The organism is Sphingopyxis witflariensis, assembly GCF_002205635.1.
Lineage (GTDB): Bacteria > Pseudomonadota > Alphaproteobacteria > Sphingomonadales > Sphingomonadaceae > Sphingopyxis > Sphingopyxis witflariensis.
The window spans coordinates 73,297-98,016 of record NZ_NISJ01000012.1; the positions used below are offsets into that span (position 1 = coordinate 73,297).

At 64.7% G+C, this 24,720-nt stretch carries 20 protein-coding genes; 8 read left to right on the plus strand and 12 right to left on the minus strand.

Annotated elements, in window-relative coordinates; genetic code table 11:
• Window positions 1–14 precede the first annotated feature (14 nt).
• The gene (locus tag CDQ91_RS17830; protein ID WP_174688525.1) at window positions 15–269 is read left to right on the plus strand and encodes a hypothetical protein; all 255 of its coding nucleotides are present in this window, start codon (window positions 15–17) and stop codon (window positions 267–269) included.
• A 157-nt stretch (window positions 270–426) separates the two neighbouring features.
• Window positions 427–837, plus strand: coding sequence for a SufE family protein (locus CDQ91_RS17835; RefSeq protein ID WP_088474050.1), 411 nt, complete (start codon window positions 427–429; stop codon window positions 835–837).
• 100 nt (window positions 838–937) lie between these two features.
• Here CDQ91_RS17835 and CDQ91_RS17840 read toward each other — a convergent pair whose 3' ends face one another.
• From CDQ91_RS17840 to CDQ91_RS17865, 6 genes are all read right to left on the minus strand, one after another.
• On the minus strand, window positions 938–4,435 hold the full coding sequence (locus tag CDQ91_RS17840; RefSeq protein WP_088474051.1) for a TonB-dependent receptor: 3,498 nt from the start codon (window positions 4,433–4,435) through the stop codon (window positions 938–940).
• A gap of 301 nt (window positions 4,436–4,736) precedes the next feature.
• On the minus strand, window positions 4,737–6,008 hold the full coding sequence (gene clpX / locus CDQ91_RS17845) for an ATP-dependent Clp protease ATP-binding subunit ClpX (protein WP_088474052.1): 1,272 nt from the start codon (window positions 6,006–6,008) through the stop codon (window positions 4,737–4,739).
• 169 nt (window positions 6,009–6,177) lie between these two features.
• Entirely contained in the window at window positions 6,178–6,828 is a 651-nt protein-coding gene (locus CDQ91_RS17850) for an ATP-dependent Clp protease proteolytic subunit (RefSeq protein ID WP_088474053.1), read from the minus strand.
• Between the two features lie 139 nt (window positions 6,829–6,967).
• A complete protein-coding gene (gene fdxA, locus CDQ91_RS17855) occupies window positions 6,968–7,306 on the minus strand; it encodes a ferredoxin FdxA (RefSeq protein ID WP_088474054.1) in 339 nt (112 codons plus the stop codon).
• A gap of 113 nt (window positions 7,307–7,419) precedes the next feature.
• A complete protein-coding gene (locus CDQ91_RS17860) occupies window positions 7,420–7,779 on the minus strand; it encodes an RNA-binding S4 domain-containing protein (RefSeq protein WP_088474055.1) in 360 nt (119 codons plus the stop codon).
• Window positions 7,779–10,553 carry a helicase-related protein gene (locus tag CDQ91_RS17865; RefSeq protein WP_088474056.1) on the minus strand — a complete coding sequence of 925 codons (2,775 nt, stop codon included), beginning with the start codon at window positions 10,551–10,553 and terminating at the stop codon, window positions 7,779–7,781. The genes CDQ91_RS17860 and CDQ91_RS17865 overlap by 1 nt, the downstream gene beginning before the upstream one ends.
• 313 nt (window positions 10,554–10,866) lie before the next feature.
• Here CDQ91_RS17865 and CDQ91_RS17870 point away from each other — a divergent pair, with 313 nt between their 5' ends.
• The 5 genes from CDQ91_RS17870 (at window position 10,867) to CDQ91_RS17890 (ending at window position 16,809) form a co-directional block, all read left to right on the plus strand.
• On the plus strand, window positions 10,867–12,384 hold the full coding sequence (locus CDQ91_RS17870) for a peptidoglycan DD-metalloendopeptidase family protein (RefSeq protein ID WP_473825640.1): 1,518 nt from the start codon (window positions 10,867–10,869) through the stop codon (window positions 12,382–12,384).
• An 84-nt stretch (window positions 12,385–12,468) separates the two neighbouring features.
• On the plus strand, window positions 12,469–13,467 hold the full coding sequence (gene hemB / locus CDQ91_RS17875; protein ID WP_088474058.1) for a porphobilinogen synthase: 999 nt from the start codon (window positions 12,469–12,471) through the stop codon (window positions 13,465–13,467).
• A complete protein-coding gene (locus tag CDQ91_RS17880; RefSeq protein ID WP_088474059.1) occupies window positions 13,464–14,006 on the plus strand; it encodes a GNAT family N-acetyltransferase in 543 nt (180 codons plus the stop codon). Before hemB ends, CDQ91_RS17880 begins: the two co-directional genes overlap by 4 nt.
• Window positions 14,003–16,258, plus strand: coding sequence for a spermidine synthase (locus CDQ91_RS17885; RefSeq protein ID WP_088474060.1), 2,256 nt, complete (start codon window positions 14,003–14,005; stop codon window positions 16,256–16,258). The genes CDQ91_RS17880 and CDQ91_RS17885 overlap by 4 nt, the downstream gene beginning before the upstream one ends.
• Window positions 16,255–16,809, plus strand: coding sequence for a gamma carbonic anhydrase family protein (locus CDQ91_RS17890; protein WP_088474061.1), 555 nt, complete (start codon window positions 16,255–16,257; stop codon window positions 16,807–16,809). Before CDQ91_RS17885 ends, CDQ91_RS17890 begins: the two co-directional genes overlap by 4 nt.
• A 201-nt stretch (window positions 16,810–17,010) precedes the next feature.
• Here CDQ91_RS17890 and CDQ91_RS17895 read toward each other — a convergent pair whose 3' ends face one another.
• From CDQ91_RS17895 to CDQ91_RS17920, 6 genes are all read right to left on the minus strand, one after another.
• Entirely contained in the window at window positions 17,011–17,583 is a 573-nt protein-coding gene (locus tag CDQ91_RS17895; RefSeq protein WP_088474062.1) for a urate hydroxylase PuuD, read from the minus strand.
• Window positions 17,584–17,663: 80 nt separating this feature from the next.
• The gene (locus CDQ91_RS17900; RefSeq protein ID WP_088474063.1) at window positions 17,664–18,365 is read right to left on the minus strand and encodes an inner membrane-spanning protein YciB; all 702 of its coding nucleotides are present in this window, start codon (window positions 18,363–18,365) and stop codon (window positions 17,664–17,666) included.
• Complete coding sequence (gene ftsY, locus CDQ91_RS17905; RefSeq protein WP_088474064.1) at window positions 18,362–19,288, minus strand: signal recognition particle-docking protein FtsY; 927 nt, start codon at window positions 19,286–19,288, stop codon at window positions 18,362–18,364. Before ftsY ends, CDQ91_RS17900 begins: the two co-directional genes overlap by 4 nt.
• A complete protein-coding gene (locus tag CDQ91_RS17910) occupies window positions 19,285–20,526 on the minus strand; it encodes a MiaB/RimO family radical SAM methylthiotransferase (RefSeq protein ID WP_088474065.1) in 1,242 nt (413 codons plus the stop codon). Before CDQ91_RS17910 ends, ftsY begins: the two co-directional genes overlap by 4 nt.
• Window positions 20,523–21,329 (minus strand): diaminopimelate epimerase, encoded by an 807-nt coding sequence (gene dapF, locus CDQ91_RS17915; RefSeq protein ID WP_088474066.1) that lies wholly within the window; start codon window positions 21,327–21,329, stop codon window positions 20,523–20,525. Before dapF ends, CDQ91_RS17910 begins: the two co-directional genes overlap by 4 nt.
• A 52-nt stretch (window positions 21,330–21,381) precedes the next feature.
• Window positions 21,382–23,022, minus strand: coding sequence for a putative bifunctional diguanylate cyclase/phosphodiesterase (locus tag CDQ91_RS17920; protein ID WP_088474067.1), 1,641 nt, complete (start codon window positions 23,020–23,022; stop codon window positions 21,382–21,384).
• A 247-nt stretch (window positions 23,023–23,269) separates the two neighbouring features.
• Here CDQ91_RS17920 and ffh point away from each other — a divergent pair, with 247 nt between their 5' ends.
• The gene (ffh, locus tag CDQ91_RS17925; RefSeq protein ID WP_088474068.1) at window positions 23,270–24,718 is read left to right on the plus strand and encodes a signal recognition particle protein; all 1,449 of its coding nucleotides are present in this window, start codon (window positions 23,270–23,272) and stop codon (window positions 24,716–24,718) included.
• The last annotated feature ends 2 nt before the right edge of the window (window positions 24,719–24,720 follow it).

Sequence of the window (24,720 nt, forward strand, 5' to 3'; positions counted from 1 at the left end):
GAAGGAGCCGAACCATGGCCGCCATCACTTCCGATCTTGCGACCAACCTTGTCCCCGCCGCTGTCGCGTTGGTCGCGCTGACCATCATGAGCCTGGTCGCGTTGCGCGGCTGGCGCGACTGGATTCAGCTGAAGCGCGATGAACTCGCCGCCGGGCATGGCGCCCAGCACGACGCCGCCGTCCCGCACGCCGGATCGCGGATCGAAATCGCCGACCTCAAGGAACGGCTGCGCAAGCTCGAGGCGATCGCTGCGGGGGTTGATCTTTAGGGCCGTCGCCCCCGCGCAGGCGGGGGCTGCTGGCAGCCTTGGACCGCCGCGCCGCTACATGCCGACTGCGGCCCTTGCCTTCGCAGGGGCGACGGAATTGGGGAAGGGGGCCCCGCACCCCTTTCAACCCTCCCCAAAATCTGCCAGTGCCGCGCTCATGCGCAGCCTCACCGACATTTTCGACGAATATGACTTCCTCGACGGCGACGATCGTTATCGCCTGCTGATCGAGCTCGGCCGCACGCTCGAGCCGATGCCCGATGCGCTGAAGACCGACGCGACCTTGGTGCGCGGTTGTTCGGCGAGCGTCTGGGTTTATCCCGTTCCGCGCGATGATGGCGCGCTCCACTTCCTTGCCGACAGCAATGCCGCGATCACCAAGGGGATCGTCGCGCTGGTGCTGTCCGCGGTGCAGGACAAGCCCGCGGCCGAAGTGGCGGACATGGACGTTGCGGCGGCGCTCGCGCCCTTTGAGCTCACGCGCCAGCTGTCGTCGAACCGGACGCAGGGCGTCCCCAATATGATCGCGCTGGTGCAGGACACTGCGCGCCGCATCGCCGCGGGCTGACTTCGGTTAGCGCTGCGTACGCCGCCAACGCATTTCCATTCGGGCATGAAAAAGGGCGCGGAAGTCACCTCCCGCGCCCTTTTCCTTTGTCTGGCTACGATCAGAATTCGTAGGAGATGCCCACCTTCAGGCGCCACACCGACGACGACACGTTGATCTGGTTGTCGCTGGCAATGTTGTTCAGGCCGTTGAAGCCCGAGATTACATAGCGGCCTTGGTTGTCGACAGCCTGAACTGCCGCAATGGCGCCCGAGTTGGCCGACGCGCGTCCTGCGGTAGCGATATCCTGCAGCCCTGCGAACTGGCGCCGCCGCTGCACATTCCAGTCATTGTCGAGGAAGTTCAGCAGATTGTCCATCATCGCATAGACTTTCAGCTTGTCCCGCTTGCCGAACAGGCGGCCCGGACCCGGGATTTCCTGCGAGAAGCTGAGGTCGACGTCGAAATACCAGTCGTTCGAGCAGGTGTTACGCGGAATGCTCTTGCCGCGATATTTGTTCGCGCACTTCAGGCTTGAAATATAGCCGTCGAGATCGGCCGCATTCTGCGCTGCCGTGCGAAGCACCGCGCCCGCCGAATTCAGCGTGTCGAGGAACACGACATTCGGATCGTTCGGACCGGTCGGGATATAGGCAAGCGCATTTTCAAAGCCCGATGCACTGTCATTGAATTCGCCGCCACCGGTGAAGGTCAGGCTGTACGGACGACCCGAGCGGGCGACGAAGGTCACTGCAAGACGCGTCGACAGATCGTCGAAGAATTCCTCGCGGAAGGCGAGGCGCGATGAGATATTGTGCTTGCTGCTGTAGAAGCCGCGCGACGCCGCGGGGTTCTGCCGATCGAAGGCCGCCAGATTGTCATAGTTCGATCCGGCGGTCGAATTATACATGCTGCGGCGATCCTGCGCATCGGTGTAGCTGTAACCGATGTTGAAATCTACATTGCCATTCTGCGTAAACAGCCCGCCGTCGAAGGTCTTTGACAGGATGAATGAAGCGTTGTGGCTGCGGAAGCCGGGGCCGTTGGTCAGCTGTAGTTCGTCATCGCGGTTGGTTGCAGGGCTAAAGCAGCTTGCCGTTACCCCCGAGTATACGGGCCCCGGATTCAAACCAACCAATTCTGCAGGGCAGTTCGCTGCGTTCGGATCGATCGACGCATAAATCGGACGGCCATCAATCGTGTAGCCATTGAGACCTTTGGTGATGTTGGGCGTCTGCGACAGATCGACAAGCGTGAACGGGTTGCGATATTTGCTGTAGATATAATCGAGATTCATGAACCAGCCGCTGAAGAAGCCCGTTTCAGCGAAGTTTAGCTGCGATGTGAAGCCGATGTTGGCGCGCAGAACTGACGGCATCTTGATGTTGGGGCTGATCGACTGAGTATCGCCTTCGCCGCGGGCAGCAGCAGCTGAGCCAGCCGTCATGAGGCAAGTGGGCAAGCCGGTAAATTGACCGTTGCTGAGCACGCTGATCTGGCCGGTCGGGCAATAATTCTTGCCTGTATCCGCACCCGAGAAGCCGCGGCCATCATTCTGGAAGGCGTTGCCGAACCAGACGAGCGGATCGCCGCCTGAGAAGATGCCAACGCCCGCGGTCAGCTTCGGCCGGCCGAACACGGCGAAATCGTCCATGTCATAGGTCATGGCAAGGCGCGGCATGACGATCGGGTCGAGGTTGCTGAAGCCGGTTGTGTTCGAGAAGCCGTAGCGCTGCTGGAACAGGGCGTTGGCCTTAGGCTGGCCACCCGAATACCAGTCGGCACGCACGCCGACCACTGCGTTCAGGCGATCGGTGATTTCCCAATCATCCTGCGCGAAGATCGAATAGGTCGTGCGTTTGAAGGCCGCCGCGGCGTCGCGGATGTCGCCGGTCGCGGTGAAATTGCCTTCGGCGCCGACGGCGGTCCCGTTCGCAATCTGGGTTGCGGTTGGGTTGGTCGTCGAGCCGGGTGAAAGGAGACCCGCGCGCAAATCGGCAATATTCTTGAAATAGAGCGTGCCGGTGGCGTTCTGGACGAACAGGTTGAACAGATCGGCCCGGTTCATTTCGAAGCCGACCTTCAACTGATGGGCACCCGCGTCGAGCTTGGCGACAGCGCGATAGGCGTCGATCTGCGTGCGCAGGTCGTTCGCGCCACGCGAGAAACCGGGACCCGCGAGAACCTGTCCCCGGTTGCCGGCTCCGTCATCGACACCGACGATGATGCGGGTGATCGGATTGTCCGATTGCGCTTCGCCGCCGCCGATCGGATCCTGGCGATCCGTAACCTTCGAGCGCGAATAACGCAGTTCGGTCGAGAAATTGTCGGTCCACTGCGAATAGAGGCGGCCCGAATAATAATCCGACTTGGTGCCGCTCAGATAGAAGGTGTTGGCGCCGGTAACGCGCGGGTTGCTCGCCGAAGTGCTGAAATCGTCGGGACGGACCGTGCTTTCCTCGAGCCGCTGATAGGTGAGTTCGAGACGGTGGTCGTCGTTGATATGCCAGTCGAGACGGCCGAAATAGCGGTCGTTCTTGAACGGACGGCTGCGGACCAGCGGGCCGGTTTCGATGCCGTAGACGCTGCTCAGAACCTCGGAAACTTCGTTAAAGGCTGCGAGCGGAACGCCCTTGAGTTCGTTCGCATACTCTGCGCCCGCCGGACCGTCGTCCTGCGACTGGCCGGCTTCATGATGTTCATAGGCGCCGAAGAAGAAGAGGCGGTCCTTGATGATCGGCGCGCCGGCCGAGATACCCCAGCGCTTTTCTGCTTCGACCGGAGCCACGGGCTGGCCTGCAACATTGTCGCCGCGCATGCCGTTGTCGGAGTACTCGAAGAAGCCGCCGAATTTATAGTCGTTGGTCCCCGACTTGGTCACGACGTTGATCGCGCAGCCGGTGAAGGAGCCATAGTCGACGTCGAACGGTGCGAACTGGACCTGCGTTTCGCGAACCGCGTCATAGGGGATCGGGGTCGAACTGCGCGAGGAGAAGCCGGTGTCGTTCAGGCCGTAAACGTCGCCCTGGCTGATGCCGTCGACGGTAAAAGAGTTGCCGCGATCATTGCCGCCGAGGCACGAAATGCGGTCCTGACCCGAGCCGCCGTCATCGCGGTCGAGGCTGACGCGTGGGTCGAGGCGGAGGATGTCGCGGACGTCGCGGTTGAACGACGGTGCGCTCGCAAGTACTTCGGTGCTGAAGCTGGTGCCCGGGCCGACTTCGAGCTGGGTGACGCGGACGCGGCTGCCAGTGACGACGATTTCGCCGCCGCCCGATGCGAGCGCGAAGGTGAGTTCGGTGTTGCCCTGCAGCGAGGTATAGACGTCCTGGATCGTCTGACCTTCAAAGCTGTCGGCGTTGACGGCGATCGTGTACGGGCCGCCCGTGGTGAGGCCGGTCGTCGTGAAGCGGCCGTCGGTGCCCGTGGTGATCGTGCGCGCCGAGCCGGTACGGGTGTCGGTGACGACGACGGTTGCGCCGCCGATCGCGGCGCCGCTGTCGTCCTTGACCTGGCCCTGGATGCCGGTGGTGATCTGCTGCGCTTGCGCCGGCGCCGCGATGACGGTCGCGACGCTGATAGCCATCAGGCTAGCGGCGATCGAATAACGAAGTTTCATGTCAGGATGTCCCCTATTTTTAGCGTCTGGCAGGCGCGGCAAATGGGGCGCGCTTGACCTGCGAGCGCCCCTGACGCCCGCATGTGGCACGATTGTGACAGCAAATGTGACAGTGCAAGCCGCGAGGGGGCCTGCGGTCAGTTCGGCGGCAGGAAAGCGCGAATTTGCGTCGCGGCCCGGGAGTTATCCACAGGCCGCGATGCGTTTTTTCCCGCAACTGTTGCTGCAATGCAACATAGTGGCCCCGAAGAAGGGGCGGAGTCGCGCCGCCGGCGCGACTCGGAGTACAGCAGTCAGGAAATCAGGCGGCGTCGCCCGCGGCTTCCTTCGCCTTGTCGGCATAGACGCGCACCGGGTCCTTGCGGCCCTCGACGACATCCTTGTCGACGACGATCTCGACGACATCGGTGAGGTCGGGAAGGTCGAACATCGTGTCGAGCAGGATCGCCTCGACGATCGAGCGGAGGCCACGCGCGCCGGTCTTGCGTTCGATCGCCTTTTTGGCGACCGCGACCAGCGCATCGTCGGTGAAGGTCAGCACGACCTCCTCCAGATCGAACAGCTTGCGATACTGCTTGACCAGTGCGTTCTTCGGCTCGCCCAAAATCTTGACCAGCGCGTCGATGTCGAGATCCTCGAGCGTCGCGATGACGGGCAGGCGGCCGACGAATTCGGGAATCAGGCCGAATTTCAGCAGATCCTCGGGCTCGATATTCTTCAGCACTTCGCCCATGCGGCGTTCGTCGGGACCGGCGACATGCGCGCCGAAACCGATCGACTTGCCCTGCAAGCGGTCGCCGATAATCTTTTCGAGGCCGCTGAACGCGCCGCCCGCGATGAACAGGATGTTGGTCGTATCGACCTGAAGGAATTCCTGCTGCGGATGCTTGCGCCCGCCCTGCGGCGGAACGCTCGCGGTCGTGCCTTCCATCAGTTTCAGAAGGGCTTGCTGCACGCCTTCGCCCGACACGTCGCGGGTGATCGACGGGTTCTCCGCCTTGCGGCTGATCTTGTCGATTTCGTCGATATAGACGATGCCGCGCTGCGCCTTTTCGACATTATAGTCGGACGATTGCAGCAGCTTCAGAATGATATTCTCGACATCCTCGCCGACATAGCCGGCCTCGGTCAGCGTCGTCGCGTCGGCCATGGTGAACGGCACGTCGAGGAAGCGCGCGAGGGTCTGGGCGAGCAGGGTCTTGCCGCTGCCGGTCGGGCCGACGAGCAATATGTTCGACTTCGCCAGTTCGACGTCATCACCGCGGCCGCTGTTCGCGAGGCGTTTGTAATGATTGTGCACGGCGACCGACAGCACGCGCTTGGCGACATTCTGGCCGATCACATAGGCGTCGAGATGCTGGCAGATTTCCAGCGGAGTCGGCACGGCGCCATCCTTGCGCGCGGCGATGCCGCCTTTAATCTCTTCGCGGATGATGTCGTTGCACAGTTCAACGCATTCGTCACAGATGAACACGGTCGGCCCGGCAATCAGCTTGCGGACTTCGTGCTGCGACTTGCCGCAGAAGGAGCAGTAAAGGGTGCTCTTGCTGTCCGAGCCGCTTAGTTTCGTCATATATATTCCTCTGGCGGGCGCCAAAAGGGCGCTGCCGCGTTCATCCTAGCCCGCGGTCACCCAATTACAATATGGCAATTGGGTGACATGGGGACAATGTCTGCCTGACAGGGGGCGGTAAATATGGCGTCAAGAAACGCGCTGGCCGTCCCCCGGCCGGGCAGAAAAATCAGGGCGTCGGGCCTTCGCTGACATCCTTGGGCGCGTCGGTATCGGTGACACCCGGGCGGCGGTCATAAACCTGATCGACAAGGCCGAATTCCTTGGCTTCGTCGGCTTCGAGGAAGGTGTCGCGGTCCATCGCCTTTTCAATCTCTTTCAGCGACTTGCCGGTATATTTGACATAGAGATCATTCATCCGCTTGCGGATGCGCAGGATTTCGCGCGCCTGGATTTCAATGTCCGACGCCATGCCGCGCGCGCCGCCCGAGGGCTGATGCACCATCACGCGAGCGTTGGTCAGCGCGACGCGCATACCGGGTTCGCCCGCGGCGAGCAGGAAGCTGCCCATCGACGCTGCCTGGCCGATGCACACCGTGCCGACGCGCGGACGAATATATTGCATCGTGTCGTGAATCGCCATGCCCGCCGTGACGACTCCGCCCGGCGAGTTGATGTACATCCAGATGTCCTTCTTCGGATTCTCCGATTCGAGGAACAGCAGCTGGGCGGTGATCAGCGAGGCCATATTATCCTCGACCTCGCCGGTGACGAAGATGATCCGTTCACGCAGCAGGCGAGAGAAAATGTCAAAGCTGCGTTCGCCGCGGCTCGTCTGTTCGACGACTACGGGTACCAGCGCACTCAGCGGATCGATCATCTGTATTTCGTCCTTCATTATTGGAGCGCCGCGCCGAGAACCGGCTGGCTGGCCCCTCCGCCATCCTACATCGTCGCCAACCGGAATGGTTTCAAGGGGGCAAAAAAGAAGGGGCGGGAAAGTCCCGCCCCGTTTTATGTCAGTCGCCTTCGCCGGGTTCGGGCGAGAAGAGCGTCTCGAACTTGTTCTCGACCCCCTTAAACTCGTCGGCGTCGGCGGGGCTGTCCTTCTTCACCGTGATGTTCGGCCATTCGGCGCTGAACTTGGTGTTCACTTCCAGCCATTTTTCGAGGCCGCTTTCGGTGTCGGGCAGGATCGCCTCGGCCGGACATTCGGGTTCGCAAACGCCGCAATCGATGCATTCATTGGGGTTGATGACGAGCATATTCTCGCCCTCATAGAAGCAGTCGACGGGGCAAACCTCGACACAATCCATATATTTGCACCGGACACAGGCATCGGTGACGACATAGGTCATGGGTATAGGCTCCCTTGGTCGGCGGCCCCCAGGCCGCCCGAAATTGCGATTCTTCGCCTCCTATGCCGCACGGCGGCGACGCGTCAACGCTTTGCTACAGTTGCGAATCACTCTCATTGCATAGGATGGCGCCCACGCTTTTGCGCCACAGCATTTTCTGGGGGGCTGATAGCGGAAGTGACAGCGGCCGGGGCGTTCGCGTCAAGACGGGCATAGCAGGCCTGCGCTTCGCTTGGCGGGCCGCGGCGCATGGGTAACGCGAGCAGGCGCACAACCTCAATATGTTCACCGACCGGCAGCACGAGAGTCTGCCCGACATGGACCGCGCAGGACGAGCGGGTGACGCGCCGCCCGTCGAGCCGAATATGCCCTGCGGCGACGATGGCCTGGGCGATGCTGCGCGAGCGCGCGAAGCGCAGATACCAGAGCAGCTTGTCGAGCCGGATGCTTCCCGCGGCGCCCGGGCTGGCCATTAATCCTCGCGCGCGCTCGCGAGGAGCGCGGCAAGCCCGGCAAACGGGCTGTTCGGCGATGGACCCCGGCGTGGTGGACGATCGCGTTCGGGTGGGCGTGGTGCGGGCCGGTCCGATTTGGTCGCCGGCCCTTTGCCCCGCTTTGCTGGCGGCCGTGCCGTATGACCATTCGTGCTGGGGGTTGTCCCCTTGGCATTCCCGCCATTTTTGTTGCCATGTTTGCGGCGCGGGCGCTTCTCGGCGCTCTTGCGCCCCGACCAGCGCCAGCGTTCGAGCGCAGGTTCGCCGATGGTGCGAAAGCCGAAGCTTTGCAGCAGCGCGCGTCGAGCTTCCGCGTCGAGCCCCAGCGAGGTCGCGAGCGCAGGATCGATCGCAAAGCCCGGCGGCGCGGCGGCGGGGAGGCCGTTCCCGCTTTCTTCGGGCAGGTCCGGTTCAAGGTCATGATGCGGGTCGGCGCCGGCGATCGGGGCGGGCGGCGGGGCTGCCGCCTGCAGCCGCGCGGCATGCGCCTGGCGTGCCAACTTCTCGGCCATGTCGATCCGCAGCCAGCCGGCCCCGCAGCGGCGGAACCCCGCGATGCCGAGGGCGATTCCCGCGCCCTCCTTTTGCCACACCGCGCCGTGCGGGGGCAGCGCGGCGATCGTGCCGCCCTGTTGCGCCGCGATCAGCGCGGCGCGCCAGCGCACCGCTTCGGGTTTGAGCAATTGCGGGTGGAACAGGTCGAGCGAGCCGATGGTGAGCCCGAGCTTGCGAAGCTGCGGACGTTCCTCGGCCGCCATGACCGAAAGCTGTTCATCGACCGCGGCACGCGCGACGAGCCCGCTGCCGTCGACCAGTGCGGCGAGCAGCGCGCGAACGCGCGGCGGGGTGAAAAGATCGCCCGCGGCTTCGCCCATTGCGGCGAGCGGTCCGGCGTGGCGCGCGAGCTGTTGGGCGACATATTGCTGCAATCGTTCGATAATCGCCTGAACCTGCTGGGGCTCGAGCCTGCGCAGCGACGGGTCGATCAGGATCGCCGGCTGAACCAGCGTCGGTCCGCGGCCGAGCGTCGCGACGACATGGCCGTGCCATGCGAGGCGTGGCGGCGTCCCGGCCTCGCTGACCAGCGCCAGTGCATTGTCGTCGCCTTCGGCCAGTGCAGTCGCGCGCCGTGCGAGTTCGGCGCGCAGATGCTTCTCGGCGGCGGCGAGCAGCATCTTGTGGTCGCTCGCGCGCGCCACCGGGTCGACCTTGAACTGAAAGCCCTTGAGCGTTCCGATCGGTTCGCCATCGACCGCAACGGTGCCGTCGGCGGCGACCGCGACCGGCAGCGCGGCGTGGCGTTGCCCGGCGTCGCGAAGCAGCAGCGCGAGGCGACGGTCGACGAAGCGCTGTGCGAGCGCGGCATGCAGCGCGTCGGACAGCCGCGATTCGAGATCCTGCGTCTGTTCGGTCCAGCCCGCGGCGCCCGCGATCCAGTCGCCGCGCTGGGCGATGAAGCAGAGCGTGCGGACCGCGGCGATGCGGCTCGCGAGCTGGTCGATATCGCCCTCGACGTCGTTCAGCCTGGCAAGTTTGCGGGCATACCAGTCGGGATCGATCATCCCGTCGCCGTTGGTGCGCCATTGCCACAGCTTCAGCACGGTGCGGCTGTGATGTTCGGCGCCCAATTGTTCGAAATCGGGAAGGCCGCAGACGTCCCAGAGGCGCTGGACGGCGTCGAAATCGCCGCCGCGCGCGCGGACTTCAAGGTCGCCCGCCAGATGTTTGAGTACGGCGATATCGACCGCTTCGGGCGCCGGGCGCAACGACGGGTCCGACGGCGGCCGCGCAAGATCGGACAGCAGTTGGTCGAGTGAGCCGAAGCCCGGGGTCGGATTGCGCCAGAACAGGCTGGCGAGCGGCGGGAAATGATGCCCCTCGATCGCGGCAATTTCCTCGGGCGTGAAGCCGCCTTGCGGCAGGCCGACGGTGCCGAAGCTGCCATCCTGCTGGTGCCGCCCGGCGCGCCCGGCGATCTGCGCCATTTCCGAAACGGTCAGCCGCCGCAGCCGCCGCCCGTCGAATTTCTGCAGGCTCGCGAAGGCGACGTGCTGGACGTCGAGATTGAGCCCCATGCCGATCGCGTCGGTGGCGACAAGATAGTCGACCTCGCCCGCCTCGAACATCGCGACCTGCGAATTGCGCGTCTTGGGGCTGAGCGCTCCCATCACCACTGCGGCGCCGCCAGAGAAACGACGCAGCATTTCGGCGATCGCGTAAACCTCCTCGGCCGAAAAGGCGACGATGGCCGAGCGTTTGGGTAGCCGCGACAGTTTCGACGACCCCGCATAGCTGAGGGTCGAAAAGCGCGGACGGGTGACGATGTCCGCCTCGGGCACCAGTTTGCGCACAAGGCCCTTGATGCTGGCGGAGCCGAGGATCATCGTTTCCTCGCGGCCGCGCGCGCGCAGCAGGCGGTCGGTGAAGACATGGCCGCGTTCGGGGTCGGCGCCCAACTGCGCTTCGTCGATCCCGACAAAGGCGACATCGCGTTCGATGGGCAGCGCCTCCATCGTGCCGAGCAGATAGCGCGCTTGCGTCGGCATGATCCGCTCTTCGCCCGTGACGAGCGCCACCTGCGCGGGGCCCTTGATCGCGACGACGCGATCGTAAACCTCGCGCGCCAACAGGCGCAGCGGAAAGCCGATCATCCCGCTGCTATGAGCGGTCAGACGCTCGACCGCCAAATGGGTTTTGCCGGTGTTGGTGGGGCCAAGGACGGCCTTGACCGGGTGGGGTGAGGGAGGTGACATTGTCTTGCCGCTACGCTGGCATGGCGGGCGGCGGCGCGCAACAGGCGATCGCTCCACGGCGGCGGAAAGGCGAAATTTTTACTGCATCTTGTGTCGGGAGCTGCGTCGCGTCCCGGGCCCGACACGGCTTGCCGCAAGGGCAAATTCCTCAGGTCCCGTTAAATTGACTTTAACGGCCTTTGTTTACAGATATTGTCACGGAAACATCATCGGCGGCGCTCGCGAGGGGCGGGTCGCCGAATGGGGGTCGCACTTTTTGCTCCAGCGTCACGAACCCATTGCGGGAATGTCGGGCAATATGGCCGCGCTCGCCATGTCGCAGGCGATTTCGCTTGGTCGCGCCGACGGCAATGCCGAAGCCGGGCCGTCGTGGCGCGAATGGCTGGCCCAGATCGACCTCGTTCCCGACCTGGGCGATCATATTGGTTCGGCAATCTGGTGGCGGGGGCTCGCGACATTAACTTTGCTCTGCGGGGCGGCGATCGCGACTTTTCCGGGCATCCAGCCGATCGCAGTCGGCGGCGCGCCTGCACTCGACACCGCCGATTTCAACGAAGCGCGCGGGCAGATGATCGTGCCGCAGGCGCTGGGCGGCGACACCGGACGGCATATGGCGGCAACCGATGCAGTGCGCCCGCTCACCCAGACTCCTGAACGGCCGCAGATCGAACTCACCGCTACCCTGGGCAGCGGCGACAGTTTTGCGCGCCTGCTCGAACGCTCAGGTGTCGGCAGCAGCGAGGCGCAGGCGCTGGCAAACCAGGTGTCGGGGGCGGTTCCGCTGGCCGACATCGCGGCCGGAACGCGCATCGACCTGATCCTCGGTCGCCGGGCTGCGCGCACGATGCCGCGCCCCGTCGAAGCCCTCGCAATGCGTGCGCGCTTCGACCTTCGTATCGAAATGGAACGTGAAGGCGGGCGATTGGTGATGCGGCGCATCCCGATCGCGGTCGATACGACGCCGCTGCGGATTCGCGGACGCGTCGGCGACAGCCTGTACCGTTCGGCGCGCGCCGCCGGGGCGCCGCCCGAAGCGATTCAATCCTATCTGCGCGTTATCGGCAAACAGATTTCGATCGGCCGCGACATGCGCGCCAATGACGAGTTTGATATCGTCGTTGATTATCGCCGCGCCGAAACCGGCGAGAGCGAAACGGGCAAGCTGCTCTATGCCGGCCTGATTCGCGGCGGGCAGCCGAAACTGTCGATGCTCGAATGGCAGAAGGACGGCCGCAGCCAGTGGTTCGAGGCGTCGGGCGTCGGTGAGCAGCGCGGCGGCATGGCACGGCCGAGCAACGGGCGCGTTACCTCGACCTTCGGTATGCGGCGTCACCCGATCCTGGGCTATCGCCGCATGCACAGCGGGATGGATTTCGGCGGCGGCTATGGTTCGCCCATATATGCAGTGACCGACGGCGTGGTGACGATCGCCGGGCGGCATGGCGGTTTCGGCAATTATGTGAAGCTCGCCCACGGCGGCGGCCTCGGCACCGGTTATGGCCATATGAGCCGCATCGCGGTGCGTCCGGGGCAGCGCGTTACGCGCGGGCAGGTGATCGGATATATTGGTTCGACCGGGCTTTCGACCGGTCCGCACCTTCACTACGAACTCTATCGCAACGGCCATGCGGTGAACCCCGCGTCGGTGACCTTCGTCACCCGCGCGGCGCTGGAGGGCAAGGAGCTTGCCGCTTTCCGCGCCCGTATCCGTTCGATGACGTCGATTGTGCCCGGGGCGGCGCTGACGCCGATCGCACCGCGGCAGATCGAAGGGCCGAAGCTCGGCTCGCTCGCCGATGTCGCGTCGAAACGGGCTGACGGCGGGCTGTGACGGTTTCATCCCCTCCCGCATGCGGGAGAGGGGGGCGGTCCAATATCCATTTGCCCTCGGTCGCCGCGCGGCTATGCACGCTGCATGACTCATGCTGCCTTTCCCGACCTGCGCCTCCGCCGCACCCGTCGTACCGGCTGGAGCCGCGCGATGGTGCGCGAGACCCAGCTTTCGCCCGCGAACCTCATCTGGCCGCTGTTCGTCTGTCCCGGTTCGGGGAGTGAGGAGCCGATCGCCAGCCTGCCCGGCGTCTCGCGCTGGTCGGTCGATCAGATCGTGCTGCGTGCGAAGGATGCGGTCGCGGCGGGCATCCCCTGTCTTGCGCTCTTCCCCTATACCGAGCCCGACCGGCGTAGTCCCGATGGCGCCGAGGCGCTCAATCCCGACAATCTGATGTGCCGCGCGGTCGCCGCGATCAAGGATGCGCTGGGCGACGATATCGGCGTCCTCACCGACGTCGCGCTCGATCCCTATACCAGCCATGGGCAGGACGGGCTGATCGACGATGCGGGCTATGTTCTCAACGACGAAACCGTCGCGGTGCTGGTCGGTCAGGCGCTCAATCAGGCGCGCGCCGGGGCCGACATTATCGCGCCCAGCGACATGATGGACGGCCGCATCGGCGCGATCCGGCAGGCGCTGGAGGCCGAAGGCTTCGGCCATATCCAGATCATGAGCTACGCCGCCAAATATGCGTCGGCCTTTTATGGTCCTTTCCGCGATGCCGTCGGCTCACGCGGACTGTTGAAGGGCGACAAGAAAACCTATCAGATGGACCCTGCCAACGCCGAAGAGGCGCTGCGGGAAGTCGCGCAGGACCTGACCGAAGGCGCCGACAGCGTGATGGTGAAGCCCGGTCTGCCCTATCTCGACATCGTTGCGGCGGTGAAGGCGAATTTCGCGGTGCCCGTCTATGCCTATCAGGTGTCGGGCGAATATGCGATGATCGAGGCCGCCGCGGCGGCCGGCGCGGGCGACCGCGACGCGCTCGTCCTTGAAACCCTGCTCGCGTTCCGGCGTGCCGGGGCGTCGGGGGTTTTGAGCTATCATGCACTGCATGCCGCGCGTCTTCTGACGGCATGATCAGGACTGAACGGCTGACCATGCGATCGTGGCGCGACGACGATGTTGTGCCCTTTCAGGCGATTTGCAGCGACCCGGAGGTCATGGCGACCCTCGGCCCGCCGCTTGATATGGACGCAACCGCCGCGCGGATCGCCTGGATGCGGGGGCATGAGGCCGAGCATGGCCATTGCTTCTGGGCCCTCGAACGTCAAAGCGACGCGCGATTGATCGGCTGGTGCGGTGTGATCCGTGGCGATATCGCACCTGTCGCGGACAAGGTCGAGATCGGCTGGCGGCTGGCGCGCGACTGCTGGGGGGCAGGCTTCGCCAGCGAGGCGGCACGCGGCGCGGCTGCATGGGCGTTCGCGAACCTGCCCGACGATGAAATCCGGGCCATCACCTGGCAGGACAATGTGCGTAGCCGTGCGGTGATGGAGCGGCTGGGCATGCAATATTGCGCCGAGCTTGATTTCGATCATCCGAAGCTTGCCGAAGATGATCCGCTGCGCCCGCACGTCACCTATTCCTTATCACGCCTGGCATGGGAAACCGTATGACCGCTAATGCATCGCCGCGCCGCTGGCTGTTCGTCCTGACGATCCTTGTCGGCAGTTTCCTGCTTTTCCTCGTCCAGCCGATGGTGGCGCGGATGGTGCTGCCCAAATTGGGCGGCGCGCCTGCGGTTTGGAACAGCGCGATGCTGGTCTATCAGGCGTTGCTGCTCGGCGGCTATGCCTATGCCCATTGGCTCGGGCGTTTTCAGATACGGCGCCAGGCGGCGATCCATGTCGCGCTGCTCGTCGCCGCGGCGCTGTGGCTGCCGATCGGCATCGCCAACATCGCGCCGCCCGCACCGGGGCAAGAGGCTTTGTGGGTGCCCCTGCTCCTGATCGCGTCGATCGGGCCGGTCTTTTTCGTCGTTGCGGCACAGGCGCCGTTGATGCAGCGCTGGTTCGCCGCCGACACCCGCGCGGGCGACCCCTATATTCTTTATGCGGCGTCGAACCTCGGCAGCTTTGCCGGGCTGATCAGCTATCCCGCGCTCGTCGAACCGGCGCTGCCGCTCGCGGCGCAAAGCTGGGGCTGGACCGCGGGCTATGCGTTGCTCGTCGCGCTGGTCGCGATCAGCGCGGCGGCACGCTGGCGGGCCGGAGGCGAGGCTGTCGGTGCCGAGGCGGTGGCGGATGGCGAGGCGCGCCCGGCGCTGCGGCGCCAGATTCACTGGCTGCTGATCGCCGCTGTGCCATCGGGGCTGATGCTGTCGACGACGACGCATCTCACCACCGATATCGTCGCAATGCCGCTGCTCTGGGTGTTGCCGCTCGGCCTGTATCTGCTGAGCTTCGTGATCGCCTTTTCAACGATGGACCGGCTGGTCCAGACTATCACCGTCGTTGCGCCGGCCGGTCTCCTGTCGGTGGGCGGACTGTCGCTGCTGAGTTCGGGTGGCGGATCGATGATGATCGCGCTTTCCAGCCTCGCGATGCTGTTTCTCGTCGCGACCGCGCTGCACGGCTATCTCTATCATCTGCGGCCCGCACCGCGATATCTGACGCTTTTTTACTTGATCATGTCGGCGGGCGGGGTGCTCGGCGGCTTGTTCGCCGCGCTGTTCGCGCCGCTGGTCTTCGACTGGGTTTACGAACATCCGCTGCTCGTTCTGGCGTCGGCGATGCTGCTGCCATTGCCGGCCTTGTTTCCGTGGGACCAATGGCTGGGGTTGAAGCCCCGGGCGGCGCGATGGACGGCGGCACTGCTCGTTGCGGTGGCGGCCTTTGCCTGCTGGAAAATGGTCGATGGCTGGACCGGCGTGGTGGCCGATGTGAAGTGGTGGGGAATCGTCATTTTCGCAATCGGCTTGCTGGTCATCGGCTGGCGCTGGGCCTTTGTGCCGGTTTTCGCGCTGCTGATGCTGGGCGTTGGCGGCTGGGATACGGTGCAGGAAAGTTTTTCCGGCATGCGAGTCCGCAGCTATTTCGGCGTCTATACGGTCACGGACGATCCCGAACATCAACAACGGCGTCTCGCGCACGGAACAACACTGCATGGATTGCAGCGCACCGAGGCCGGGAAACAGCTGGAACCGACGACCTATTATGGCCATCAGTCCGGGGTCGGGTTGACCCTCGACAAAGCCGAGGCGCTGGCCGGGCCCGATGCGGCGGTCGGTATCGTCGGGCTGGGGGCGGGGACGCTCGCCTGCTATCGCAAGCCCGGGCAGAAATGGACGATTTTCGAGATTGATCCGGTGATGGTCGATATCGCGCGCGATCCGACGAAATTCACTTTCCTGTCCGAATGTGCGGGCGACACGCCGGTCATTCTTGGTGACGCTCGGCTGCAGGTCGCAAACCAGCCGCCGGGGCGCTTCGATATTCTTGTCATCGATGCCTTTTCGTCCGACGCCATTCCGCTGCATCTGCTGACGAAGGAAGCGATCGGCATTTATGCGCGGGCGATGAAACCCGACGGCATATTGCTGATCCATATCTCCAACCGCTTTTTCAACCTCGAACCGGTGCTCGCGGCCGAGGCGAAGGCGCGCGGCTGGAGCGCGGCAATCCGTATTGACCCGTCACCGACGGGCGATGATTTCAGCGACCTCACCGGGTCGAACTGGGTCGCCCTGACCGCTGCACCGCAGCGCATGGATGCGTTGACCGGCGGCATCAGGCCGCGCAAGGATTCGCGGAATGAGGGTGTATGGGTGCCGCTGGAAGGGCGAGCGCGTTTCGAGCGCTGGACCGACGACTATGCCTCGACCCTGCCCATCCTGTTCTGGGGCAATATCATTGGGGACCGCGAATGACCTATCACGACGTCAGCATCATCAGCATCAATGGCAAGACGCCGCAGATCGACCCCAGCGCGTTTATCGCGCCGGGCTGCCGGATCATTGGCGATGTCGTGATCGGTCCCGATGTCAGCATCTGGTATAATTGCGTGCTGCGCGCCGACGTCAGCCGGATCGTCGTCGGCGCGCGTTCGAATATCCAGGACGGCAGCGTCGTCCATTGCGACGGCCCGATGCCGCACCGCCCCGAAGGCTTTCCGACGATCATCGGCGAGGATGTGCTGATCGGCCATCTGGCGATGGTCCACGGCTGCGTGCTCGACGACCGGGCCTTCGTCGGGCTGAAGGCGACGGTGATGAACGGATGCCGGATCGGCAGCGACGCGATGCTCGCCGCCGGGGCGCTGCTCACCGAAAATAAGGAAATTCCAGGCCGCGAGCTGTGGGCGGGATCGCCCGCGCGCCGCGTGCGCGAGATTGATGATGCCCAGGCCGCGGGGATGCAGGTCGGGGTGGCGCATTATGTGCTGAACGGCCGGATGCACAAGGCAGCGCTGGAGTCCTGATCGGACATCCCCTCCCGCAAGCGGGAGGGGCAGCGAGGCTTGCGAACTTGTTCGCTAGCCGCAGCGGAGTGGGCATGCGCGAGGCCAGGTGCTCGCTTTGCTCGCGCCCACCCCTAACCCCTCCCGCGGGCGGGAAGGGGACAAGAAAAAAAAAGGCGCCCCGGTTTCCCGGAGCGCCTCTTCTTTTAGCCTTTGGCCAGCTTAGCTGAAGTTTACCATCGCATAGAGCATCGGGATCGACAGCAAGGTGTTGGTCCGCGAAAAGATCATCGCGGTGCGTGCGGCCTTCGCCTTGGTCGCATCATCGGCTTCGACGATGCCCAGCGCCTTTTTCTGGTTCGGCCAGATCAGGAACCAGACGTTGAACGCCATGATCAGGCCCAGCCACATGCCGACGCCGATCAGCTTATAGGGATCCTGCAGGCCGAGCGCTGGGGCGAGATATTTCGCATGGCCGGCGATTGCGACGCCCAGCAGCACGGTGATCAGCGCCGCCCAGCGGAACCAGAAGAGCGCGGCGGGGGCGATATGCTTTGACACGCCGGCTTTCAGTTCGGCCGGAATCTTCGGCATCGTCGGCATTTGGACGAAATTGAAATAGTAAAGCAGGCCGATCCACAGCACGCCGAAGAAGGTGTGCAGCCAGCGCATGATGGCGTTGCCGGCGGCGATGCCATCCTCGAAATTCTGGCCGTTGAGGCACAGCATCAGGACGATCGCCAGCACAAGGCCCGCGCCCAGCACGGCGTGCAGGTTCCCGAAAAATTTATCCATTGCAATTCCCCCTTTATGATCCGGCATGGGATGCGACCCGGTGCCGATGACGCCTGCTATGCCAGTGTCGGGGGAATCGCTCAACCTTGCTTGTCGGCCGCGGGGTCTTCGGGCAGCGCGAGGCCGTTCTTCATCATCACCGGCAATTGGGTGAGGGTGAAGATGAAGGAGAGGGCGGTGATGCCCCACACCTTGACCGTCAGCCAGGTGTCGAAGCTGAAATCGCCGCGCTGGATCATCATATACATGATGTGATTGGCGATACCGAGCGCGCCAAAGAACAGCCCCCAATTGCGCGAGAGCAACAGCCAGCCGCGTTCGGTGACGCCTTCGAGCGCCGATTGCAGCAGATATTTGAGCATCGGCTTTTTGAACCACCAGCCGCCGAGCAACAGCACGGAAAAGGCGGCATAGATGATCGTCGGCTTCATCACGATGAAGCGTTCGTCGTGGAACCAGATGGTCAGCGCGCCAAAGCCGATGACGAGAATGCCCGACAGCCACAGCATCGGCGAAATCTTGCCAAGCTTCCACTTCGACACCGCCATGGCGACGATGATCGCGACCATGAAGGCGATCGTGGCCTTGATCGCGCCGGTGGTCGCGGCAAAGGCGCCCTCGCCGCCCGCGGTGAATTTATAGGTGAGAAAGAACACCAGCAGCGGCCCGAAATCGATCGCGAAATTCAGCCAGCCATGTTTGGCGGGCGGCGGCGCGGGGACGAGTTCAGGGCCGCCCGGAAGCTGTTCGAATTTGTCGAGCTGTTCGAGCGGTTCGCTCATCGGATATTTCCTGCAATGATCGCGGCGATTTCGTCGGCGTCGAAGGGGCGAAGGTCGTCGATGGTCTCGCCGATGCCGATCGCGTGGATCGGCAGCGCGTGGCGTTCGGCGGCGGCAACAAGGACGCCGCCGCGCGCGGTGCCGTCGAGCTTGGTCATCACGAGGCCGGTGACCCCGGCGACCTCGCGAAACACGTCGATCTGCGACAGCGCATTCTGCCCCGTTGTCGCGTCGAGCACCAGCACGACATCGTGCGGAGCGGCGGGGTTGAGGCGGCCGAGGACGCGCTTGATCTTGGCAAGCTCGTCCATCAGTTCGCGCTTGTTCTGAAGGCGCCCGGCGGTGTCGACGATCAGCACGTCGATCCCGGTCGCGGTCGCCTGTTTGACCGCATCGAACACGATGCCCGCCGAATCGCCGCCCTCCGGCCCCGCCATGATCGGGATGCCCAGCCGCTCGGCCCAGACCTTGAGCTGGCCGATCGCGGCGGCGCGGAAGGTGTCGCCCGCGACGAGCATCACGCCATAATCCTGTTCCTGGAACAGATGCGCGAGCTTGGCGATGGTGGTCGTCTTGCCCGACCCGTTGACCCCGATCACCAAAATGACCTGTGGGCGCGGGAAGGCGTCGATTTCAAGCGGTTCGGCGACGGGGCGCAGGACAATGGCGATTTCTTCGGCGACGATCTTGCGCAGCTCTTCGACCCCGCTCGCGACGGCATCGCGCCGTGCCGCCAGCCGATCGCGGATACGCCCGGCCATTGCAGGGCCAAGGTCGGCGGTGATCAGCGCTTCCTCGATCCGGTCGAGATCGTCATCGTCGAGGCGCGACTTTCCGGTCAGCCCCGCCAGATTTTCGCCCAGTCGCTCCGACGTGCGCTTGAGGCCGCCGAACAGCCGTTCGCTCCAGCTTGCGCCGCTCATGCCGCAATGTCCTTTTGGATTTTGGCGGCGATCATGCGGTCGCCGTCGCGCTTCGTCAGTTGCACCGCGACAACGGTGCCGGGCGCGGCGGGGGCGGTCAGTGCGAGGGGAGCGAAGTTCTCGGCGTGGCCGGTCAGGCCGTCGCGCTCGACCAGCATGTTCGCTGTCGTTCCCGTCTGGGCGTCGAGCCAGCTGTGGCGGCGGCGGGCATTGGCGTCGCGCAGCTCAGCCGCGCGTTGGCGCGCGATCGCACGACCGACTTGCGGCATGCGCGCGGCGGGCGTCCCGGCGCGCGGGCTATATGGAAAAATATGGCCAAAGACGATGTCGCAATCGTCGATCAGCGCCAGCGAATTGGCGAACATGCAGTCATCCTCGGTGGGAAATCCGGCGATCAGGTCGGCCCCGATCGCAATTTGGGGGCGGGCGGCCTTGAGCCGCTGGACCAGCGCGACCGCTTCGGTGCGGCTGTGGCGGCGCTTCATGCGTTTCAGCACCATATCGTCGCCGGCCTGGAGTGACAGATGGACATGCGGCATCACCCGCGCTTCCTGGGTCAGCAGCGCGAACAGCGCATCGTCGATGCGGTCGGGGTCGAGCGACGAGAGGCGCAGCCGATCGAGGCCGGGAAGCGCGAGCAGCGCCTCGACGAGCGCCGCGAGCGTGGTGCCGCTGTCGTCGCCATAGCTGGCGAGATCGACCCCGGTCAGGATGATCTCGCGCTGACCGCGCGTCAGGGCGGTGCTGGCGGCTTCCAGGATCGCTTCGATGCTTGCCGACCGCGCCGTCCCGCGCGCCATTACCGTCGCGCAAAAGGTGCAGCTGTGCGAGCAGCCGGTCTGGACGCCGAGGAAGGCGCGGGCATGGTCGGCGCCGGAAAGGGCGGGGGTGTAGGGCCGCGGGCCGGTCTTTGCTAGGGGCCCGTCGCTATAGCTCGCGGCGAACCCCTTGGCGTCATTTTGGACCACGCGCGCACCCAGCGCCGCAAAGCGTTCGGCTTCGAGCTCCGCCGCGCAGCCCGTGACGACCACCGTCGCATCAGGGCGTTCGCGCAGGCTTCGCCGCACCGCCTGCCGTGCCTGTCGCACGGCTTCGTCGGTGACCGCGCAGCTGTTGAAGATGATTGTGTCGCGCGCACCAGCCTGCATCGCGGCGCTACGCACCGCTTCGCCCTCGGCGATGTTCAGCCGGCATCCGAAATTGACGACCTCGACGCGGTCGGGGGCGGCTGCGCTCATCCGAACTGCGCCCAATCGGTCTCGCCCTCAAACACCCGGGTTGCGGCGCCGCTCATGATGATCGGTTCGCCATTGGCCCAGCGGATGATCAGGTCCCCGCCGGGCAGCGCGATGGTCACGGGCGATTGCACCAGGCCGGCGCGAATCGCCGCGACCGCAGTCGCGCAGGCGCCGGTGCCGCACGCCTGGGTCAGACCGACGCCGCGCTCCCACACGCGCAGTTGCAAACGGTCGGGGCCGTCGAGGCTCGCGACATTGACGTTGACGCGCTCGGGAAACAGCGGGTCGGTTTCGATCCGGGGGCCGAGTTCGTCGAGCGCGACGGCGTCGGCTTCGGGCACGAAAAAGATGATGTGCGGATTGCCGACATTGACCGCGGCGCCATGTTCCAGCTCGTCCCACGCGACGGGCATGTCGCGCGTGTCCATCGGCATGGCGAGCGGGATATGCTCCCAGTCGAAGACGGGCTCGCCCAGCGTCACTTCGGCGCCGCCGTCGGCGGGCGTGACGCGCAGCATGCCGCCGAGCGTTTCGATCACCGCAGGCTTGCCGATCAGGGTCGCGACGCAGCGGGTCGCATTGCCGCACGCCTCGACCTCGCCCCCGTCGGCGTTGAAGATACGCATGCGGACGTCGGCGCTGGTCGACGGTTCGAGCAGGATCAGCTGGTCGCACCCGATGCCGTGGCGCCGGTCGGCGATCGCATGCGCGCGCGCCGGGGTCATCTCGACGGGGGCCACGCGCGCGTCAATGACGACAAAGTCGTTGCCTAGTCCGTGCATCTTGGTGAAGCGATCTGCCATAGCCGCGCATGTAAGGGCGCAGGCCCGCGAAGTCTAGCGATGCGGGTGGCGGTCAGGCCGACTTGCGCAGCGGTTCGGTATCGCCGGTGTCAGGGCTTGTCGGCGGCAGCAGCGGTGTACGCAGCAGATCGCGATCGGCAAGCAGGCGCGCGGTGTCGGTCGCCGACATGGCGCGGCCATAATGCCAGCCCTGCCCTTTGCCGCAGCCGAGCCGCGTCAGTTCGACCGCGGTCGCTTCATCCTCGACTCCCTCGGCGGTGATCGGCATAGACAGGCTTTCGCCGAGCCGGACGATGGCGACGACGATCGCCAGCGCATCGGGGCTGCCGCGCATTGCGGCGATGAAGCTGCGGTCTATCTTGATCCGGTCGAAGGGCAGTGCGCGCAGATGCGATAGCGAACTATAGCCGGTGCCGAAGTCGTCGAGGCTGAGCGATACGCCCTGATTTTTCAGGCTGGTGACGATCGAGCGGACGAGCGGCAGATTTTCGAACAGCGAGCTTTCGGTGATCTCGACCTCGAGCTGGCTGGCCGGAAAGCCCGTCTCGACCAGCAATTTGGTCAGTTTCTGGCTGAACCACGGGTCCTTCAGCTGCTGCGGCGAGATGTTGACCGCCAGCATGATTGACGGGTCCCAGGCCTTGGCGGCTTCCATCGCCTCTTTGATCACCTGCAGCGACAATTCGCCGATCAGCCCGCTTTCCTCGGCGATCGGGATAAAGCGTTCGGGCGGGATCATCCCATATTCGGGCGATTCCCAGCGCATCAGCATTTCAAAGCCGACCAGTCGGCCGCTGGCGATATCGACCTGCGGTTCGAAATGCGGGACGAATTCGCCGCGCGGCATGCCTTCGCGGATGCCGGTTTCGATCTGGTTGCGGACCTGCACGGCCATTTCCATCCCGTTTTCGAACCAGCAATAGCGGTTCCGTCCCTTGTCCTTGCAATGATACATGGCAATGTCGGCCTGGCGGACCATCGTTTCCATCACCGCGCTGGCGTCGGTCGCCAGCGAAATGCCGAGCGACGCGCCGATGTGAATCATCTGCGCGTCATGCGCGACTGACGCCTCGAGCGCGGCGACAAGCTGGGTTGCGAGCGCGTCGATGTCTGGCCGCGCGGCGGGCTCGAACGGCAGCATGGCGACAAATTCGTCGCCGCCCAGCCGCGCCATGGTCGCGCTGGGTGGCAGGATGGCGGAAATGCGCTCGGCCGAGACGTGCAGCACGCGGTCGCCCGCGGCATGGCCGTGAATGTCGTTGACCGTCTTGAAATGATCGAGGTCGAGCAGGAAGAGCGCGACATGGCGTCCCTCGGCGGCGGCGCCAGCGATCAGTCGCTGCCCTCTGGCAAGCAGCGCGCGGCGATTGAGGAAACCGGTCAGGGGATCAGTGTCGGCGAGATAGCGGGCGCGTTGCTCGGCTTCGGTGCGTTCGCGGATTTCGCGGTTCAGATCCTTGTAGCGACGCCAGCCGAACAGGATCAGCGCGATGTTGAGGAGTAGCGCAACCGACAGCACCTTATCTGGTCCGCCGCCGATGCCGATGAGGGTGCCGACGACCGCCTGCATGACTTTGCCGCCGGTGCCGACGAACAGCAGAATCGCCGCAATGACGACTCCGCCCGCGATGATGTCGCGTTTGGCGCCCTCGCTGCGATCATATGGCTTCGGCTCGATCGTCGCTGCTGACATAAGTATTTCCCCACACTCGCCAGTCTTTTGGACGCGAAGCGATGAAATTTGCGTTAAGCAGGGCGCTGGCCGCCCGCCTTGCCTTTGCGCGCGCTTTTGTGTAGGGGGCCGACGTCCGGGCACATATTGCGTCCGGGCATATCGACTCCGCGACGGAAAAACTCTGTCCACGGATAGCGCTGGTTGGCGAGGTTTCGCTCACCGGCGTCTTTTGCGTTGCGAGCCGAGGAAGGGATTTGAAGGCGCCATGTTCGACAGTCTGAGCACCCGCCTGGGCGATGTTTTCGGGAAGCTCCGTGGCCGCGGCGCGCTGACCGAGGCCGACGTGCGCGCCGCGATGCGCGAAGTGCGAATCGCGCTGCTCGAGGCCGATGTTGCGCTGCCCGTCGTGCGCAGCTTCGTCGATCAGGTCACCGAACTCGCGATCGGCGCCAATGTCCTGCGCTCGGTCACCCCGGGGCAGCAGGTGGTCAAGATCGTCAGCGACGCGCTGACCGAAATGCTCGGCTCCGAAACCGCCGAGCTCGACCTGAACGTCGCGCCCCCCGCCGTCATCATGATGGTCGGCCTGCAAGGCTCGGGCAAGACCACCACCACCGCGAAGATCGCGAAGCGCCTCAAGGAAAAAGAGCGCAAGAAGGTGCTGATGGCGTCGCTCGACGTCAATCGCCCCGCCGCGCAGGAACAGCTTGCCGTCCTCGGCGCCCAGATCGACGTCGCAACACTGCCGATCGTTGCAGGCCAAGGGCCGGTCGAGATCGCGCAGCGCGCGATGCAGGCCGCGAAGCTCCAGGGCTATGACGTTCTGATGCTCGACACCGCGGGCCGGCTCCACGTCGACCAGCAATTGATGGACGAGATGCAGGCGGTGTCGCGCACGGCGAACCCGGTCGAAACCCTCCTCGTCGTCGATAGCCTGACCGGACAGGACGCGGTGCAGGTCGCGCAGCGCTTTACCGATCAGGTGCCGCTGACCGGCGTCGTGCTCACCCGCATGGATGGCGACGCGCGCGGCGGTGCTGCGCTGTCGATGCGTGCCGTCACCGGCAAGCCGATCAAATTCGCGGGCACGGGCGAAAAGCTGGGCGAGCTCGAACTCTTCCAGCCGTCGCGTATCGCGGGCCGCATCCTTGGCATGGGCGATGTCGTCAGCCTCGTCGAACGCGCTGCGGAGACGATCCAGGCCGAAGAGGCCGAGGCGATGGCGGCGAAGATGGCGAAGGGCCTCTTCGACCTCAACGACTTGCGCACCCAGCTCAACCAGATGCGCCGCATGGGTGGCCTCGGCGCGCTGGCGGGGATGATCCCCGGCATGAAAAAGGCGCAGGTCGCGATGGCGCAGGGCGCCGCCGACGACAAGATGCTCATCCATTTCGACGCAATCATGGGGTCGATGACTCCCAAGGAGCGCGCGAAGCCTGAAATCCTGACCGCGAAGCGCAAGATCCGCATCGCCAACGGTTCGGGCACCACGGTGCAACAGGTCAACCGGGTGCTGAAGATGCATCAGGAAATGGCCGGCGCGATGAAGAAGATCCGCAAGATGGGCGGGCTCAAGGGGCTCGGCGCGCTGTTCGGCAAGGGCGGCGGAATTCCCGGAATGGGCGGCGGTATGGGGGGCGCTGGCGGCCTTCCCGGCCTCGGCGGGGGCGGCATCCCGCCCGAACTCGCCAACCTGATGAATAAAAAGAAATAATT